At 46.8% G+C, this 18,508-nt stretch carries 15 protein-coding genes; 5 read left to right on the top strand and 10 right to left on the bottom strand.

The window, feature by feature from the left end; genetic code table 11:
• Nucleotides 1–186 precede the first annotated feature (186 nt).
• Nucleotides 187–882 carry a 2OG-Fe(II) oxygenase gene (locus L0156_07895; GenBank protein ID MCI0602921.1) on the top strand — a complete coding sequence of 232 codons (696 nt, stop codon included), beginning with the start codon at nt 187–189 and terminating at the stop codon, nt 880–882.
• Between the two features lie 71 nt (nt 883–953).
• Nucleotides 954–2,354: a cation:proton antiporter gene (locus L0156_07900; protein ID MCI0602922.1), complete on the top strand. Its 1,401-nt coding sequence runs from the start codon at nt 954–956 to the stop codon at nt 2,352–2,354.
• A gap of 594 nt (nt 2,355–2,948) precedes the next feature.
• Here the strand turns inward: L0156_07900 and L0156_07905 are convergent.
• The 3 genes from L0156_07905 to L0156_07915 are packed head-to-tail and all read right to left on the bottom strand — an operon-like array spanning nt 2,949 to nt 6,274.
• On the bottom strand, nt 2,949–4,445 hold the full coding sequence (locus L0156_07905) for a glycosyltransferase family 39 protein (protein MCI0602923.1): 1,497 nt from the start codon (nt 4,443–4,445) through the stop codon (nt 2,949–2,951).
• 18 nt (nt 4,446–4,463) lie between these two features.
• A complete protein-coding gene (locus L0156_07910; protein MCI0602924.1) occupies nt 4,464–5,774 on the bottom strand; it encodes a glycosyltransferase in 1,311 nt (436 codons plus the stop codon).
• 32 nt (nt 5,775–5,806) lie between these two features.
• On the bottom strand, nt 5,807–6,274 hold the full coding sequence (locus tag L0156_07915) for a cupin domain-containing protein (protein ID MCI0602925.1): 468 nt from the start codon (nt 6,272–6,274) through the stop codon (nt 5,807–5,809).
• Between the two features lie 105 nt (nt 6,275–6,379).
• Between L0156_07915 and L0156_07920 the strand changes: the two genes are divergently transcribed.
• A complete protein-coding gene (locus tag L0156_07920; protein ID MCI0602926.1) occupies nt 6,380–9,706 on the top strand; it encodes a tetratricopeptide repeat protein in 3,327 nt (1,108 codons plus the stop codon).
• Nucleotides 9,707–9,711: 5 nt separating this feature from the next.
• Here L0156_07920 and L0156_07925 read toward each other — a convergent pair whose 3' ends face one another.
• The gene (locus tag L0156_07925) at nt 9,712–10,599 is read right to left on the bottom strand and encodes a hypothetical protein (GenBank protein MCI0602927.1); all 888 of its coding nucleotides are present in this window, start codon (nt 10,597–10,599) and stop codon (nt 9,712–9,714) included.
• A 199-nt stretch (nt 10,600–10,798) separates the two neighbouring features.
• Between L0156_07925 and L0156_07930 the strand changes: the two genes are divergently transcribed.
• Nucleotides 10,799–12,025: a glycosyltransferase family 4 protein gene (locus tag L0156_07930; protein MCI0602928.1), complete on the top strand. Its 1,227-nt coding sequence runs from the start codon at nt 10,799–10,801 to the stop codon at nt 12,023–12,025.
• Here L0156_07930 and L0156_07935 read toward each other — a convergent pair.
• Entirely contained in the window at nt 11,976–12,932 is a 957-nt protein-coding gene (locus L0156_07935; GenBank protein ID MCI0602929.1) for a glycosyltransferase, read from the bottom strand. The two genes, L0156_07930 and L0156_07935, sit on opposite strands and share 50 nt — an antisense overlap.
• A gap of 104 nt (nt 12,933–13,036) precedes the next feature.
• On the opposite strand from L0156_07935, the gene L0156_07940 reads away from it, so the two are divergent.
• On the top strand, nt 13,037–13,966 hold the full coding sequence (locus L0156_07940; protein ID MCI0602930.1) for a glycosyltransferase family 2 protein: 930 nt from the start codon (nt 13,037–13,039) through the stop codon (nt 13,964–13,966).
• Here L0156_07940 and L0156_07945 read toward each other — a convergent pair.
• The 5 genes from L0156_07945 to L0156_07965 form a co-directional block, all read right to left on the bottom strand.
• The gene (locus L0156_07945; GenBank protein ID MCI0602931.1) at nt 13,963–15,168 is read right to left on the bottom strand and encodes an aminotransferase class I/II-fold pyridoxal phosphate-dependent enzyme; all 1,206 of its coding nucleotides are present in this window, start codon (nt 15,166–15,168) and stop codon (nt 13,963–13,965) included. The genes L0156_07940 and L0156_07945 overlap by 4 nt on opposite strands.
• Nucleotides 15,169–15,290: 122 nt before the next feature.
• Nucleotides 15,291–16,226, bottom strand: coding sequence for a hypothetical protein (locus L0156_07950; protein ID MCI0602932.1), 936 nt, complete (start codon nt 16,224–16,226; stop codon nt 15,291–15,293).
• A 9-nt stretch (nt 16,227–16,235) separates the two neighbouring features.
• Nucleotides 16,236–16,898 carry an acetyltransferase gene (locus L0156_07955; GenBank protein MCI0602933.1) on the bottom strand — a complete coding sequence of 221 codons (663 nt, stop codon included), beginning with the start codon at nt 16,896–16,898 and terminating at the stop codon, nt 16,236–16,238.
• An 11-nt stretch (nt 16,899–16,909) separates the two neighbouring features.
• Nucleotides 16,910–17,539 (bottom strand): class I SAM-dependent methyltransferase, encoded by a 630-nt coding sequence (locus L0156_07960; GenBank protein MCI0602934.1) that lies wholly within the window; start codon nt 17,537–17,539, stop codon nt 16,910–16,912.
• 17 nt (nt 17,540–17,556) lie between these two features.
• Nucleotides 17,557–18,504 (bottom strand): GNAT family N-acetyltransferase, encoded by a 948-nt coding sequence (locus tag L0156_07965; GenBank protein ID MCI0602935.1) that lies wholly within the window; start codon nt 18,502–18,504, stop codon nt 17,557–17,559.
• Between the last annotated feature and the right edge of the window lie 4 nt (nt 18,505–18,508).

Below are 18,508 nucleotides of genomic sequence, written 5' to 3' on the forward strand. Positions count from 1 at the left end.
AGATTAAGGCGTTGCTCGGGTGTCATGTTTTTCAAAGCCTGGATCTGAACCTCTTCTACTTCTATGCTTGTATCTAACGGTCGTGAGTTTTTCATCCTTGCTGTTCTTGTGGAAATCATATCATTGACTGTCGTTTTTTCGGTGGAAATGCGGTGTCTGCTTTGAATATCATTTTAGAGAAGCATCATGGCACAGAATCGCACGATCGATTGGGATCAGGTTGAAAAGGATCTGGATGAGAAAGGTTACGCTGTAACTGCTCCGGTCCTGAACCCGGAGGAGTGCGGCAAACTGATTTCCCTTTATTCTGACGATCAGCGTTTTCGCAGCCGTATCGTCATGGAGCGGTTCCAGTTCGGATCCGGTGAATACAAATATTTTTCCAATCCGCTCCCGGAGATCGTTCAAAAGTTACGCACAAATCTTTATTCGCGGCTTGCAAAAATCGCGACCCGGTGGAAACAACTACTGGGAGAGACAACGGTTTATCCTGAAACCTTGAAGGAATATCTGGATACCTGTCACAGAAAGGGTCAAACAAAACCGACTCCTTTAATGCTGAAGTATCAGTCCGGTGGCTATAACTGCTTGCATCAGGATTTATACGGCGAGATGGTATTTCCCCTTCAATGCACGATTTTTCTAACGGCCACAACCGGATACAAAGGAGGCGAGTTTCTACTGGTAGAGCAGCGTCCACGCGCGCAGTCCCGCGGAGAAGCGACTGTGTGTGAGCAGGGTGAAATGATCATCTTCCCGGTAAGGGACCGTCCGGTTCGCGGCACTCGCGGATACTATCGCACCAACATGCGTCATGGTGTGAGCACAATTCGGTCAGGAGAACGTTTTACGCTGGGCATCATTTTCCACGATGCAAAGTGAGGAACTTTAACGAAAGACGCTAACCTTGCTTTGCGTCTTCGCGGCTTTGCGTTAAATTTACTTTCACGGCAATGGAACTTCTAACTGCAACCTTCGCTATAGTCGGAATGGTGATCATCATCGCAGCGCTGCTATCCGGAGCGATTGAAAAGAAACGAATACCTCAAGTTGCTGTTTTTATTTTGATCGGCGCAATCCTGGGGCCATCAGGTTTGAAGCTTTTGGATGTCGATCTGAACTCCCCTCTCCTTCGTGCTGTTGCGGTCTTGAGTCTGGTGCTCGTACTTTTCACCGATGCTGTGAGCTTGAATATCCGTGAAGTAAAGAGTAACGCGAAACTAGCTTTCATGATTCTCGGTCCTGGAACGTTGCTGATTGCTTTTCTGATCGGTCTGGCAGCGTGGCAGTTACTGGAACTCCCCCTTCCTGCAGCCTTTTTGCTTGGTGCCGCCCTTGCGTCAACAGATCCGGTGATGCTGCGTGGGTTGATTCGAAATCCGAATTTACCGGAGCCGGCTAAACAGGGACTACGGCTGGAAAGTGGGCTGAATGATGTATTTCTTCTGCCAATTGTCTTGATTTGCATGGCGTTCCTCAAAACGAATGGACTTTCCGGTAACGAGCTGGTGCAGCTCGGTGTCCATTTATTTTTGCTCGGACCCGGTGCCGGCATCGTTGTCGGTCTTTTTTCTATCGGTGTACTGGAGCTCATTCGAAAAAAGATCGGGATCCGGAGAGACTACGAATCTCTTTATTCTCTGGGTATAGCTTTCCTTGCTTATGCTGCCGCGGAAGCGGTGCATGGGAGCGGTTTTCTTTCGGCCTTTGCCGCAGGAATGGTGATCACGTTGCTGGATGTGGAGCTCTGCGATTGCTTCTTGGAGTATGGAGAAACGACTGCGGAGATGGCTCTACTGTTCACCTTCGTGTTGTTCGGAACATCGTTGATCTGGCAGGGTTTGAGCGGTCTGAGTTTTCAAATTGCATTGTTTGCCATCGGTGTAATTTTGATCCGGCCGGTTGTGCTCCTTGGGACTCTCTGGGGACTCGGGCTGGATCTTCGGAGTAAATTGCTGATCGCATGGTTCGGGCCGAGAGGCCTGAGCACTCTGCTGTTGATGCTGCTGCCTATATTCGCCGGAACTCCCGGCGTTGAGCCTCTCTTTGCCATCTGCTGCTTTGTCGTTTTAATATCGGTCCTTTTGCACGGTGGCTCGCAGATGTTCTTTGGAAGCTCGGTTAAAACGGAAAAGACTTCTGAGTCGAATGAAGATGTTGTCATCACTGTTGAGCGGATGCTGGATTTCAAAAAGAACGGAGAGGATGTCATTGTTCTGGATGTTCGCAAGGAAAGCGCGCTTGACGGACTCCAGGCCAGACACGCAATTCGCATTTCGCCGGATCATGCTGTGGAGGAAGTTACCGCGAAAGGCCCGCCAAAAGAAGCGTGGCTGATCGCTTTTTGCGCCTGACCAAACGAAGGCACAAGTGTCCGTGTGGCACGAGAGTTACAAAAAGCGGGATGGACCAAATCGCGGGCACTCAAGGGTGGGTGGCAAGCGTGGCGTGACGCGTTGCTGCCGGTTGAACCCGCGTAAAAATTTCAACTCGAATTAAGCAAAGCCCTTCATTTTTACGCACCCCAAAAGGGGGATAAACCGGATTCCGGGAATAGGGAGATAATTTGATTTTATCCGGTCTATCCATTGATCCGGGTTTATCTCCTATTTTTTGATTTTTCTTCGAAATGCGCGACAAAATGAACGATGAGCAACGCAGAGTAAATGCGAATTTTTCTCAGCGGTCTCGGCGTCCTCTGCGGTGAATCACCCGCAAACGCGGGGCTTGATATAGAAACTTGCAAGCGAAAGTAAGACACCATGAGGTTTTGAGCATGAACCGCCAAGGGCGCCAAGACGCCAAGAAAAAATCTCTACTTCAAAAATCTTGGCAATTCCTTAAGGTATGGAGTAAAGCAGATACCGATCTTTCCGAAGTAAAGATTGCGCGCGAAAAATCCGGATCCATCTAATGTGTTCTCCATGGCCTTGCAGTGTTTTATAAATTCAGTTGCTTACTCTGTAATCGTAAAGTGTCATCGTTTTAACAGATGCGATCCGCCGAAGTAGCAATGGCTTTTCAAATCCGTCAATGCGCACCAGAGAACCATTTGACAATTCCACAAGTCGAATGTGCCTAGATTCATCTGAGCGAAGTAATGTCCCGGTTGGATGCTTCCAAAGGAATTTCGATAAGCTTTTCCGATCCAGTTTTTGGTGACGTCCGCCCGGCATGAAAAATAACCTGGAAGGATGAACGTGACTCATCAGCGCAACGTAGTTGGTATCTTTCCAAGGATAGAAACCCTTTCCAAAGAAATCTATCAGCAATCCCCCGTTATTTCGTTTTGAATTCACCTGGACCAATCGCGCGAGCTCTTTCGTTTGGCGATCTATTTTCGGAATTGCTTCCAAATCAGCTGGAAAAGGATTTGGAAACAAAGGCCCGGCCAAACGGTACAACACCACGCGGGAATAGGAAAGTGGAATCATAGCAAGAATGGTGAATACAGCTATCATGGGCGCCCATTGTTTTTCCTTTATTCTGTTGATTGCAACTGCCGAAAAAGGAAGCAAAAGTAAACCGAGCAATAGACTAAATCTTGCTTGCGTTGTCCCCAATCCTTGTGCGGTACGGACCATAAAGACCGGTAGTAAAACCAGGAATGGAATCGACCAGGCACGTTTCGTTTTGTCTTTCCACGCCCAAAACATCCCAGTAAAACAGAACACAGCAAGAGGAGGAGTCAATCCAAAAAAAATCGTGGCCGGGAAGTAAATCAAGCGACGAACAACTTCTTGCGCATTTAGCCCTTCATTAATTCCTTCGACTTTGAGCTGCCAATCTCTTACGATCGTTAGATGAGCAACCGGATCCAAACCATGTTGAAGATTTCCAATCATCCAGAAAATCGGAAAAACCGCTGCGGAGATCAAATAGAGGCCCAGTAATTTCCATTTTCCCCAAAGCAAAATGGCAAAAAGTGGTATCAAGGTCCAGGGTTCGATGCGAAGTGACGCCGCAAACGTCATTGATAAACCGGCAAGAATTGCATGACTTGATTTTTCTTCGGCGCGAGCAACAGACAGAAAGTACATTGCTGACGCTACAAAAAAAAGAACAGGGATTTCCGATGTAGGCAGGAAGCCAAGCCTGAATGAAAGCGGATAAAACAAATATGCTGCTGAAACAAAAAGAGCCGCTGTTTCTCCCCATTCACGTCGAACAAATGCCCACAAAGGTATGGCTGTGATGATTGAAATGAAAATATGCAGCAATGCCGGAGAATGAACAGGATCGAACCATAGCCAGAGAGCCCCAGCAATCAAATAAAAATGGAGAGGTCCCCATCCTCCATGCGTAATAAATGTTGGATTTTCGAGCCAATCCCAGGATATAAGTATGCGGGATACGGAATCTCCTTCGTTTGTTATGCTTGTATAAGGAAATACAAGTAATCGAATGACTGAGGCAAAAAGAATAAGCAACAGAAATCGTTTCATGAAGAATTGCCACTCAGATCATATTTGAGTTTCATTGTTGAGACTCGTTTCCGCATACGTGGATTGAACAATCAATTCAGAATTCAGAATGTAAGAAAATTTGTTTATACGGAATCCCACATTATCCAGCAATTCCTTAATACTTTTAAAGGAATACCGCGTTGTGTGGGATCTAGAGGCTCCCTGTACGATTCGTTCGTATGCTGTTTTAATAACACGCCATGTGATATGGCCATAGTCTGGAGTGCTGATAATGAGAGTACCGTTTGGTTTTAGGACTCGTCGTATTTCAACGAGAGGTTTTGACCCGCATGCGAACTGGTCGATCAGCCCGGAACATATTACACAATCGAACGCTTGATTCCGGAAAGGTAAGCTCAAGATCGAGGCGTTCACAAGAGGTTGCCCGAACCGGCGGGCATATAGAAGTTTACTTAATTCAATGTCTACACCTACTGGATGTGCTTTTGAGGATAAGATTCTGCTTGATCCGCATCCAACGTCGAGTGTCAGTCCTTTTCCTTCAGCAAATTCTTCGATGATCGAATATCTTTTGCGCTGCCAGTAACGTTGCAGTGGAATCCGGCTATCATAAGCGCGATCCTCATAATCTGCGCTTCGAACGGAATTTCGTAATGACCAGAAGCGAAAGAAAGTCTTCAAGTAAGCGATACCAAACCGAATCAATTTCGCATGGGAGCTTCCGCTTCGCCGTGGCTTGTAATGAATCGGAATCTCCTTGATTTCCCAGCCATTGGCAAAGGTCTTGATCAGAATTTCCTGCAGTACTTCGAAATCAATGCTTTTTAATTGTAGTGTCCTTAATAATGAAGCACGGTACAGGCGAAAACCGCTCGAAATGTCCTTGTATGGCAATGACAAGCCCTTTCGAAAGAAAGCATTTAGAATCCAGCTCAGGCCTTTTCTGGCTAATGGCATGGTGGCCCTTCCTCCGTAAACGTAACGGGAACCGATAATCATCTCTGCTGTATTTCGAGCTTCCCAAAAATCTTTAAGGAAATAAGGGTCGTGCGATAGATCCGCATCCAGGGTGAGAATAAACTTTCCTGATGCAGCAACAAATCCTTCCGCAAGAGCCCGGCCGTATCCTCTCTCCTGTTGAGTCAGAACGCGAACGTATTTGCTGGCGGATACAGCTGCTGAGGGTGTTCCGTCGGTAGAACCGCCGTCGATAAGGAGGATCTCGAAACTAAGACCAAGCTGACTGGCAACTATATCGAGTGCACTAACCAAACCTCCGATGTTCTTGGCTTCGTTTAACGCCGGGATGATGATTGACAGGTCATTCAAGCGGTTCGTCTCATCCATTCATTTTTCGCGCAAATCTTGGCGGCTAATCCTTACTTCTTACTCCGCGGGTCGTCCGCTGGATTTACATACTTGAATTCGACCGGCCCCTGACCATGAATGGTAAAGACTGTTTCCACTTTGGTATAAACGTAATGATTCATATTCGCCGGCATGAGAGCATAGCCTCCAGTAGACAGGCCCGTTCCGGCTGAATGATCCAGTTTGTCCCCCATACCCATATACAGAGTGCCGGAAATAATCGTGACATTCTCATTCTTTGGATGAGAATGCGCGGCAACGCTGTAATTTGCGGGAAACTTCACAAGAACCGTGAAAGGAGAATCGGTCATCGGATCTCCGGAAAGGACGGCGCTCTGCGCTCCAGCAGGAAGCGCCGGTGGAGCGGGACCCCATTTGGCTTGATCCATTTGAACAAGAACGGGGTCAGCAGCATTGGCACTGAGTAGACCTATCGCCATGAAAAGTGAAAGACAAATAACTTTGATGGAACGGTTCATCGTTTCCTCCAGGATTCTGATATTGTCTTGAAAACTTACCATTGGAATTGTCAGACAGCAAGGAGTAATTTGACACCTTTTTAGAAAGCAGTTACCGTAAATCTAGTGGGAAAGCGGGGGCAATCGAACGAGAACGAGAGGTCCGCCGAATCCGTACCTACCGTTTCCGGAATCCATACTGTTCGTGAAGGCCTCGAAATCGGAGCCGATTTCGGTCCTCGTTACACAATCCTTGAAAAACTTGGCGAAGGAGGAATGGGTGCAGTTTACCTCGCCAAAGATAAAGAATTGAATCGTGAAGTAGCGCTCAAACTGATCCGCCCCGCCATTTCCGGTGAAACTCTTGCCATGGAGAGATTCAAACGGGAAATCGTTTTAGCAGGCAAAATAACACACAAAAATATTTTGCGGATTCACGATCTGGGAGAGGTGGATGGCCTGCGATATGTTTCGATGAATTACGTCCGCGGACGTGATCTCAGGAAAATCCTGAAAGAGGAAAGCCCGCTTCCTGTGGATCGTGTGGTTGAAATTCTAAAGCAGCTTTGTCTCGGTTTGAAAGCTGCTCACGAGGAAGCTGTCGTTCATCGAGACCTGAAACCACCCAACATACTCATGGATGACCAGGATCATGTTTACATCACGGATTTTGGTCTTGCCAGATCAATGGAAATCAGTGAAGAAACATCACTCACCGGGACCGGCCAAGTACCGGGAACTCCACTATATATGTCGCCGGAACAAATCAAAGGAGAAGAAATCGGAAAACAATCCGATCTCTACACGCTAGGAATTGTTCTATATGAAATGTTGACCGGGAAGTTTCCATTTGACAGAAGCGGAAGTTTTCAAACACTCGTTCAGCGGTTGCGAAACAGGCCAAAAAATCCAAAACACGCAAACGCTGCGGTTCCGGACTACCTTGCAAGCATCGCAATGAAATGCATGGAACCGGATCCAGCCAATCGATATAAGGATGCTTCGGAAATCCTTGAGTCCCTGGAAACACAAAAGGTTCATTCTGTCTTCCTGAGATCCAACCGGGCACGCATTCGCAAAATCGGAACCTTCTCTCTTGCAGCCGTTCTGATCGCAGCCCTCACTGCAGGAATTCTATACAAATCCTCTCTCAAACACTCTGCCCTACAAGTGCAATCTCTGGCCATTCTTCCGATTGAAAATGCTACAAGCGAACCAGGACTTCAGTGGATGAGTCGGGCGTTTCACGATTTGTTATCCATGCAGCTTAGGGAACACAAAAGCATCAGACTGGTTTCTGGAGTCCATTTGACTCGAATTCTTAACAGCGAGCCTCATTCTCTTCAGGCAGATTCTCTGAAAAACATTGCAGCTTCCTGCAACGCGAATTTCATTCTGAAAGGGAAACTTCTTAAGGGGAGCTCGGGGGTCCGCCTTGCTGCGGATCTTTATGGCTTTGATGACGATTTTGAAAAAGCCGTGCAATTCAATTCAGAAGGAAAGTTTGAGACTGTGTTCCATCAGATTGTTTCGAACCTTCAAGAGCATCTAGGCATTGATGATTTGGACCCTAACATGTGGGTAATTCCTTCACTGGAAGGCGCGCAGACTTATTACGAGAGTCTTGATTTTTTCGATAAAGGCAATTTGGAAAGAGGAACGCAACTTCTCACAAATTTGAAGAGCAGCGGGCCTTTTCAGGCGCTGGCTCAACTGAAGCTGGCAATAATCCTATATAAAACAGATCAGATTGCGGACGCAAAGAAGCATCTGGAATTAGCAAATCAGCTTTCCCAAACCGTCGCCCCGTATGACCGGTTTAAAATACAGATTCGCCAGGCCGAAGTTTCAGAAAAACTGGATTCGGTGCCTGCCATTTACAAAGAACTGTTGGCGGCCTATCCAAACGATTCCGATTTGTACGCCGAAATTGCAGATCATTATTCGAGCCGGGAGGAGTGGGAACAGGCGTTGGAAAATTACAATCGCGCGCGAGTCCTGGATCCAAAAGATATCCGGATTCTTATAGCTATCGGCCGCACACAGATGAAAAAAGGAAATCCTCAAACTGCGCTGACCTTTCTGGTAGAAGCCAGTTCCTTGCAGAAATTATTGAATGATAAAGAGCGCGCAGACCTGCTGAATATTCTTGGAGTTGCTTACCGGCAGATTGAATATCATGAGTCAGCTCTGGAACACTTTCAGAAATCTATGGCCATCAAGAAAAAGATAGGAGATCAAAAGGGGGTCGCGACCACGCTGGGCAACATAGGGAATGTTTTGCGGGATATGGGGCGATATAAAGATGCCCGAGCAAGTTATGAGGAAGCATTGACCCTCTCCGAACAACTTGGAGATCAGGGAGTGGCCGCCCGAATGCTGAACAACATTGGTTACCTTTGTGAAAAAGTCGGATTTTTGGATGATGCGCTGGCTTCGTACAAACGCGCCTTAGATTTTGCACGTGCTACAAAACTTCCGGTGGAAATCGCAAACCGCTTGAACAATATCGGTTGGATCTATTATTTGCAGGGCCGATATGGTGACGCGGATACATATTTCGATTTAGGACTCAAAGAAATTGGCGAAAGCGATCCTACAACCAGAGCTTCTTTGCAGTTGTCTCGAGGCAATCTTCTTATGGACAGGGGAGAGTATTCAAAGGCCATCGATGCCTATCAGGATTCGATTCAGCTTCTGAAGAAAACTGAGAATCAGGCTTTGCAGGCTTTTGCCTTGACTGATCAGGCGCGCTGTTACAGTTTCCTCGGCAACTTTACAGAAGGGAAAAGATACCTGGATCAGGCACAGTCAATTGCGGACGAGAAAAATGACAAAGAGCTTTCCGCATATTTGCTTTTGGGGCGCGCCGAATGGCATCGGCTTCAGGATGATTCGGCATCTGCAGAACCGTTGATCAGGCAGGCGAGACTTCTAGCCGAACAAAGCAAAAATGAGATCGCTTTACGCTTGATAAAACTGGAACTTGGTACAATCAGTGTTGCAAAAGGAAAGACATCGGAAGCAATTGTTTTGTTGGACGAGGTTGCACGGCAAGCAGACCTGAGCGGAATGCGACCTCTGATTCCACGCACTAGACTGGAACTCGCGCGCGCATACATGCTTCAAAGCAAAAATGCCGAAGCGCTGACACAACTAAAAAGCGCGCTCGAGTTATCAAAAGAACTCGGACTGCAGGAGGTACAATTCCGCGCTCATTCCCTGGCCGCAGTTGTGAATCAAAAAAATGGCAGTCCCAAAGTGGCGCTTTCTCATATCCAGCAGGCGCTAAAAATCCTGGCTATACTCCAAAAACAGTCGGGATCTTACGCAAATCTTTTTCTGGCACAAAAACAAATACAACTTTTTCTGCGGCAAGCTTCCGCCAGTTATAACGAAGCGGACAAACAAAACGATTTTAGCCAGTATGCAAAATGGATCACCGAAAAGTAGAGTAGCTACTTCGGTATCTTTAAATCTCCTGCCTGCTGAATCTGAAATTGCAATCGCTGAGCTCTTTTCATAAGGTTATTTGCTTTTTTGGCCGTACCGGCGGTACGCTTGGTTTTCACTTCTGCGTAATACCCTTTTAGCTCATCCTTCGCTTTGGTTTTGTCAGCATGCGCGGCCGCCGAATTTTTCTCTTTGATATGTTTCAGCATTTTCTTGTACTCATCGTAAGCCTGATCCGCTTTCTTAGGATCAAATTCAGGCGCTGAATCCAACGATAAGTCAACCAGCTCCCCAACGACCGATGAAAGATCGGGTAAAGCAGTTCCATAGACATTCACCAGAAAGAAGTCTGAATAGCCATCCTCCCCGCCTCCTCCTTTCGGATCATGAACCGTGGCTTCCACGCTGTAAGTGACATCGGTGCACTCTTTCGAATATTTGGGGGCTTTGATCATTCGCAAACGATATGCGTCGCTGCTGCCCACTTTTGACGCAGCACCGTAGTACGAAATGTAAATTTCCGCAGGGAATGCCAAGTCTGAACAGCTCGCCTCTTCTATCTGATAATAGGAATATCTTGAATTGCTAATACCGGCAGTCTTGTCTTCCTCCGCTTCAGGAAAAATATCAGCAATCGCAGGATTGTCACAACGGTTCAAGAGCTCAATAGCGGTGGCGCACTTTCTGGCAACAGTCACCTCGCAGTCTGCCTGCATCCTTATTGTGACCTTTGTATCGATTGCACCGGAGTTAAACTCGAATTTTTCTTCGTAATTGTTGCCGGCATTTAAGGTCTTCGTAATGGGCGGATCATCTACGCATGTGGCTGCCTGTGTGTATGCGGTAACGGTGAGTAATAAGAACACGACGCACAAGATAGGGAACGTTTTCATCCATTTTCCTCCTGGGGATTAGTCCAGGAGTGGATGTGAGTAGTCGCAGGTCGGGCCCTATCCCGCGAAAAAACGGATCGCAGTCCCCCTAGGCTTAAATCCCCCAACTGGGGTTTATCATACCGCGAGACGCGGGCTTTATAAAGCGCTTCAAGTAGCAGAAGCCGGACTTCTTTTACTTCCTGATAGAATCGTTTTTATGAAGCGACCCTTGCATATTGGTTTGCTGACTCCGGAATATGTTACGGAGGAACGAAAAGATGGCGGGCTTGCTAACTATTTGCAAAAGATCGCCTCGGAGTTTGTTCACCGAAATCATCGGGTGACCGTGTTTCTCCTGTCCGGCCGGAATCTTGAGTGGAAAGATGGAAAAATCGACATCATCGAAGTTCCACGTGCAGGGCCGCCCAAGTTTCCCGCATTTTTGCGACCCAAATTGGAACGATTTCTGCCTCTGATCACGGCACTGCGGTCAGCAAAACGAATCGAAAAGGCTGTGTGGCGATATCACCGGATTGCTCCTTTCGACGTCCTTCAAACAAGCAGTTATGCGTCTCCCGGTTTTGCATTACGAAAGAACGGAAAAATTCCTGTGGTTTGCCGGATTTCGAGTTACATGCCGCTGTGCCGATCCGCTAATGGAAGACAACGCGGGTTTGCTGAATATCTTACTGATTGGCTGGAAATCCGCCAGGTTTTGGATGCGGAAGCTGCTTTCGCTCCCAGCCAGTTCACCGCCGAAATTTTTGAACGTTTGGAAAACCTCAGGCCGGCGATCATTAGAAGTCCGATCGATTCCAGAAATATAGAACTGGACGACTCTGTGTATCAAAGAGATTTTTCCAGCTTTCCGTATTTCGCTTTCGTTGGTACGTTAAGCAGATTAAAAGGAGTCGATCTTCTAGCCGAAGCAATTCCGCAATTCCTTCAACACAGACCGGACGTTCATTTCGTGTTTGTCGGACGTGATGATGGAGTGCCCGGTTTTCAAAAGGCTTTCGATTGTGTACTGAGTCAAGCCAGTGATTTTCAGGAGAACATTCATCACATCTCGGCTTTGTCGAAAAACAAATTGTATCCAGTGGTTCGTCATTCGCTGGCCCTGGTAGCGCCCTCCCGTGTCGACAATTATCCGAACGCTTGCCTGGAGGCGCACGCGATGCTAGTCCCGGTTATCGGCACAACAAATTCGAGTTTAGAAGAAATGATCCTGGAAAACGAAACCGGATTCTTGATTAAGAATGGCGATACATCGGAATTGACCACAGTACTGCTGAAAGTTGCGGGCATGTCCGAATCAGAGCGGAACCGGATGAAAGGAAAGATTGAGAAGTACGTTCAGTCGATCGAAGCCGAGAATCGAATCGACCAGCTTCTCAATCTTTATTTGGAAGCGATGGCGAAGGTCTCCTCTTCAAAGCTCTAACAACATCCTGAAATCCTTTCCCGTTTGCATAAACCCATGGCAATACTTTTTCGAAGACGTAGTTTTGCCAGGCGGGATACAAAGACTTGTCCCGAACTCCGGTTGCGTTAATGCTTTTCAATAGCTGCCGGAAAAAGTATGTGTAACGCGTGAAAGCTGGAACGAAGTTTTGCGGTTCTGAACCGGACCATACTCTGTAATGATGAAGCCCGTGCACAAAATTTCGTTTTATCCAGTAGAGCATGGAAAAGTTTTCGGGACGCGTAAGGTGAAGAGCAACCATCTCCGGACAGTAAAGCACTTTTAGATTCGGAAAAGTCGATTTGGCATGATGCATGATATTCGTTTCTGCTCCACGCGAAAACCCTCTACCGGAAAGACCGATGGTATTGTCAAAGCCTCCCAGAACTTCCAGCAACTGGCGCTTCCAAACCATATTGATTCCACTCAGATATTCCTCCTGTTTCAGTAAACGCGTTTCGTTGCCAAGATTGTTCGAGTTGTACTCATCTTTAAACCAGGAAGGTTTGGGTCCAATATAATAGGGGAAGTAGGGTCCGCCAAATAGATCAGGCGATTCCTGATCGATCACTTCCAGTGCAGTTTCCACCCAACGCGGGTCCAGCTTTCCGTCAGCATCTGTAAATGCGACGTAATCTGTATCTGAAGCTCGAAAACCGGTGTTGCGCGCGACGTTGAGGCCCAGCCGTGGTTCGTAAATATACTTCAGGTCGAAACGATCCTTGTAAGGTTCAACTATTTCGCGTGTGTTATCGGAAGAACAATTATCGATAAATAGAAGACGAAAGGAACTACGATCCCCGGTTTGCAGGCATAGGCTATCGAGAAGACCTGGAACATGCCGCGCTTCATTGTAAGCGCATACCACAATATCAAGTTGCGCCATCTATTTTCCGATACTTTTTTTATCATAACATCGGATGTGGCCTTTGCCGTAAATTCAGAAATTGTGACATAATTTTGCAGAATTAGCAGTTGTTGAGTTGCGGTGTGTCCGATACAAAAACCATCTCGGTTGTAATTCCCGTTTATAACAATGCATCCTCTCTGGAGATTTTGCACGAGAGGCTTCGATCGGTGATTACTTCGTACAACGCTTCCTTCCTTCACGAATTTATTTTTGTTAACGACGGCTCGACCGACAACTCGCTCGAAGTGCTCAAGAAGATCAGAGCCAGTGACGATCGTGTGGTTGTCATCGACTTTTCGAGGAATTTCGGACAACTGGCCGGGATACTTGCGGGCTGGCAGGCTGCGTCCGGCGATGCGGTCATTAACATGTCGGCCGACTTGCAGGATCCTCCCGAACAAGTCGCTAAAATGCTGGAACGTTGGGAAAACGGCAATGAGATCATTATCTGTTATCGCCAGACTCGGGAGGATAAGTTCACTACCGTTCTGACATCAAGAATCGCATACAGCTTATTCCGAATTTCAGTCCCGAGCTTTCCACCTGGCGGCTTTGATTTTGCTCTTCTCGATAGAAAGGCGATGGACGCAGTGAATTCGATAAAAGAACGGAACAGGTTCTTTCAGGCTGATATCCTCTGGGTAGGTTTTAACATCTGCTACCTGCCTTATAATAGGGAGAAAAGAAAACATGGAAAATCAGCATACACATTTTCCAGACGATTGGGTGGTTTCGTCGCCGCTTTTGTGACGATAAGCCACTTTCCGATTCGTTTGATTTCCTTCCTCGGCCTTCTCACCGCTTTTTTTGGATTTTTGTATTCGCTCGGTATTGTTTATGCATACTTTCATGACAACACGCCCTTCACCGGTTGGGCGCCTATCATGATGCTTATATTGATCATTGGCGGGATATTAATGATCATGCTTGGGATCATCGGTGAATACATTTGGCGCATCTACGAAGAAGTTCGGAACCGGCCGAACTTCATTATCAGAGACAAGTTCTAGCCGAAATCTTTCGCAAGTGTTGCTCTAATCTGATGGGCATTCTCAACAACGAATTGAATGATGCGGCAGATTTCGGAAATCTGTTCAAGTCCTAAAGCGGTTCCCGTGGGCAACGACATCACGCGCTGCACGAGCTGTTCCGTTTGCGGCAACAGCAACCCCGCGTGCGGAGAATAGGAGCGATAAGGCTCCAATTTATGACAGCCTGGATAGAAGTAACGCCGCGCCAAAACATTTTCTGCAAAGAGAATCTGGACCAATTGGTCCCGGCTGATTCCGGCAAGAGCTTCCTCGATCTCCAAAACAACATATTGATAGTTGCACTTTTCATTCTCGTCATATTCGAAGAGGCGAACCCCAGGAATTTTTTTGAGGGATCGTTCATAACATTCATAATTAAGACGGTTCACTGCAATGAATTCATCCAAACATTCCAATCCCGTAAGCCCCATCGCGGCCGCAATCTCGGTCATTTTTCCATTTGTCCCTATGTAGATGACATTGTCATATCCTGCAAAACCAAAGTTCTTCATCAAAGAAATCTTTTCCGCCAGTTGACCATCGTTTGTAACGACCGCTCCTCCCTCAAAGGTATTCAGGAACTTTGTAGCGTGGAAACTGAACACTTCAGCATCTCCAAAATTTCCTACCATCCGCCCTTTATGTGAACAGCCGAAAGCATGAGCTGCGTCGAAAAGAAGCTTGAGATTGTTTTCACTGGCAATCGCGGACAATCGGTCAACATTGCAAGGCCTCCCCCAGATATGAGCTCCAATAATGCCAGTGGTACGCGGTGTGATCATCTTCTCAATTTTATCAGGATCGAGAGTGTGCGTGCTGGGATCTATATCACAGAAAACGGGTGTGATCTCCTGCCATTGCAAAGCGTGTGCTGTCGCAATAAAGGTGAATGATGGAACGATTACTTCTCCTTTCAAACCGAGTGCGCGTATTGCAATCTCCAGCGCGATAGTACCATTGCACATGGCAATGCAGTGCTTTACTCCGGTGAATCTGCAAATGTTTCGTTCAAACTCGTCCACCATGGGTCCATCATTCGATAGCCATCGTCTGTCCAGTAGATCGTTAATCCGCTCAGACAGGCGCTGGCGATCGCCGATGTTGGGACGTCCAACGTGGAGCGGCTCTTTGAACGCTGGAGTGCCACCAAACAAAGCGAGATCTTCGGTTGCTTTCTTCATGCGGATTCTAAACTAGTGTCCTGTCCCATCTAAAACTTGCATTTTGCTGCTGGCTCGCAGGCTTGATGATCTGCCTGCCCGGCGCTCGCGCCAAAATGGAAAGTTTTAGATGGGACAGGACACTAGGATTCATCCAAAACAGCATAACCAAAGCCTGACTTGCCAAATCCATTCCCGTTATAAAGTAGAAACCATCTACCCTGGTATTGATAGACATAACAGTACTCCATCATTTCGGAGTCCCAACCGGTTTCAGACCGCGATATTCCAACTTCGTCATCTTTCCTGATCCATTGAATCCCATCGCTTGATTCAGCATATCCAAGCCTATAGCTGCGATTGGGATCAGTTCGATAATCAGTCAACTGCCGGTACGAATAAAACATTCGGTACGTCCCATCCTTTATGAAAACACAGGGTCGACCTATTGCCTCAGTGAAAACATCGTAATCAATACATACGATCCCCGTCTTTATCCAATTGACACCATTCGCGGACTCCGCGTATTTCACATGATAGGATGGCTCGGATCGGCTGTTGATCATTTTCCACCCGGTACAAGACACATACCACATTCTGTATTTGCCGGCATCAAAAAGAACACAGGGTGCCGTATTAAAGTATGGTTCTTCGACTGATCTGTCACAAATGGGTCCTTTTGAGTACTTCTCAAAGCTTTTCCCTTGATCTTCACTGATTGCCAACCCTATGGAAAGACGATACGCAACGGTAACCTGGGGATTCCAACCAATGTAATACAGGTACTTCTTGCTATCGAAATCAATGATCCAGGAAGGCATGATTCCATTGTCATCAAATGTTCCTGGATCGCCCCAAGAAAGCAAAGGAAGTGAATTGATATTCAGAACATTTTCCGGGTTACCGGCTTCGACTTCTATGTATGCAGGTAAAGATCGTCCTTGTGCATCTCTTGTCCCAAAGTAGATCCTTAATCTATTGTCGCCGCAATGATCTGCTACAGGTAACGAAGCATGGGAAACCATCCATTCAAAGTTGGATTCAGCTTTGAAAATAAGACCTTTCTTGATCCACCTCATCTTCCAGTTTCAGAAATCCAAATCCTTGCTAAGCACATCTGTTTTCTGTCCAGGAGTTCCCTTGTATACGCCCCATGGTTCGGTGTCCTTGAAGATTGATGCTGACATCGCAACCAGTGTCCCTTCAGCAATATGAACTCCGTCTCGGATAGTCGCGTTGACACCAAAAAATGAATAAGATTCAACGACGCAATGACCTGAAAGAACAACATGAGACGTGAAGAGCACATGATCTTTTATCACACTGTGATGTCCAATATGATTTCCGCTCCACAGAACGACGTTATTCCCGATTGTGGTAAAAGGCTGAATCGTATTGTCTTCAAGGATGAAACAATTCTCACCGATCGGTGTGCCTTCAAATACGGTTGCCTTCGAGCTGACATAGCTGATCAGAGGATATCCCTTGCTCTTTATTTGATTGTAGATTAGCTCCCTCAAACGATTCATTTTTCGATGCGACATCGGAGCAAAGAATGAGAATTCGTTTGGTGGATAAAGATTTTCGATTTCGTCAAAAGCGACCACAGGCAGGCCCTCGAATGTTTTCGCCTCGGGAAGATACTGCTTTGTGACACTAAAAGCCATGACCTCGTGTTCGGTGTCGTGTTTCAGATAAAAATGCGCAAGTGAGGCAAAATCCTGGATGCCAAAAATGATGACCTTAGACATCCTGTTTCTCCCTATTTGTATACATAAGTTGTATATTCGTACAGACCGTAGTCATTCCTGATCACAAAATCTCTTGACAGCTCCCGACTCAAGAAAGCTGCTAATGTGTCGAACGGCAAGTGAAACAGATCTTCCCTTTCCCAATCGACATGTTTTGACATTACGTTAAAAGCAATGCCATAGTTTGCCTTCTGAAAAACAGTGTTCAGGACTGCTGTAAAATAAGCCAGCATTTCGTCGAAAGTCAGATCTCTTTTTTCAGTAAAAACTCCGTTCAGAACTACGTAATCAAAGTTCGGGAAGTCCCCCGTGTGATCGAGAACGTCCAGACAATAGTAGTTAATAGAAGGGAATTTGCGCTTTGATAATTCGATGAACTTTGGCGACACGTCCAATCCGGAGTAGATGATATGAGAAGCGTTCGTTCTAAGGATGTATTCGTACAGATGCGATGCGCCGCATCCAAAATCCAGGAGTTTAACAGGATTTGGAGTTTCAGGTCTCATGACTTGCAGCATCACTCTATAGCGGGTATCAACATCTTCTTGCTTCGGCCAATCCACTCCCAGATACGAGTCGCCGTATTTTTCCAAACAAGACTCATAGTAGGACACAATGCTTAGGTACTTCTTTTGTTCCATGGACAATCTTTGAGTAGTTATCTGAACTCGCCCTTTCGATATGCCGGAAAATAATCGGAAGTCGAAATTTCCCGCGCTTTTACAATTTGGGAATATTTTTCATGGTCAAGAATGCGTCCACACAGATAGACGGTTCGTGTGCCTGAAGACCAGCCGCGTTTGAATCGGGTCAGGCCATCGCTTTCAGCATTGGTGGCTCCCGCGCCCGCACCCAGATTTAACCACCGCAGTCCCGCAGCAGCAAAATATTCTATGGCACGCCAGAACAAAGCAAAAGAAACATGCAGCCGGTATCCGTCCGGGCTGTAGGCTCCCAGGTGGTAGTATGCGACATCACCATGAACGTACCACAACAACATCCCCACAGTCGCATCGTGATGAACGGCTCGGATCGCGACGATGCCCGGAACAGTGAATTGCCTGGCAAAGCATTCTTTCGAAAAAACCGTTATCCCGGTGATGCCGTGTCTTTCAATCAATGTTCCATAGAGAGATGTCCAATCATCAAGCCATTCTCCCGGTTCCTGACAGATCTCTACGTCTACTTGACCGAGCGCTTTGCGCGCGTAACGATGGTGGTGAGGGTGTACCAGTATTTCTACGGAGCGAGCAAGATCAACTACAAAGTGTTCTTTGAACGGTATAACCAGGTCTTTAAAACAGACCTTTAGATCAGGTACCGCGTATTCTCCAAATGGATCAGTCACAATGGTCAAACTCACTAGTTCGCCGGCAAGAGCATTAACATCGGCGGCAAGCTTCCCCCAATCACCACAAGCAAAAAGGGGGTAGCACGACATAGCATCATGCCAGGGAAAACCCACAATCTGGCGTTCCAGAATCCGCCCTTTGCAGCGCGGCAAATCCCGAGGAACTCCCCATTCAAATAAGGATTGGGCATACAGTGGATGAAGATAACCTGCAATTTGATTGCCGTTGATTTTTAGATCTGTGCCGCTGCTCAAGGTT

Source organism: bacterium (assembly GCA_022616075.1).
Classification (GTDB): domain Bacteria; phylum Acidobacteriota; class HRBIN11; order JAKEFK01; family JAKEFK01; genus JAKEFK01.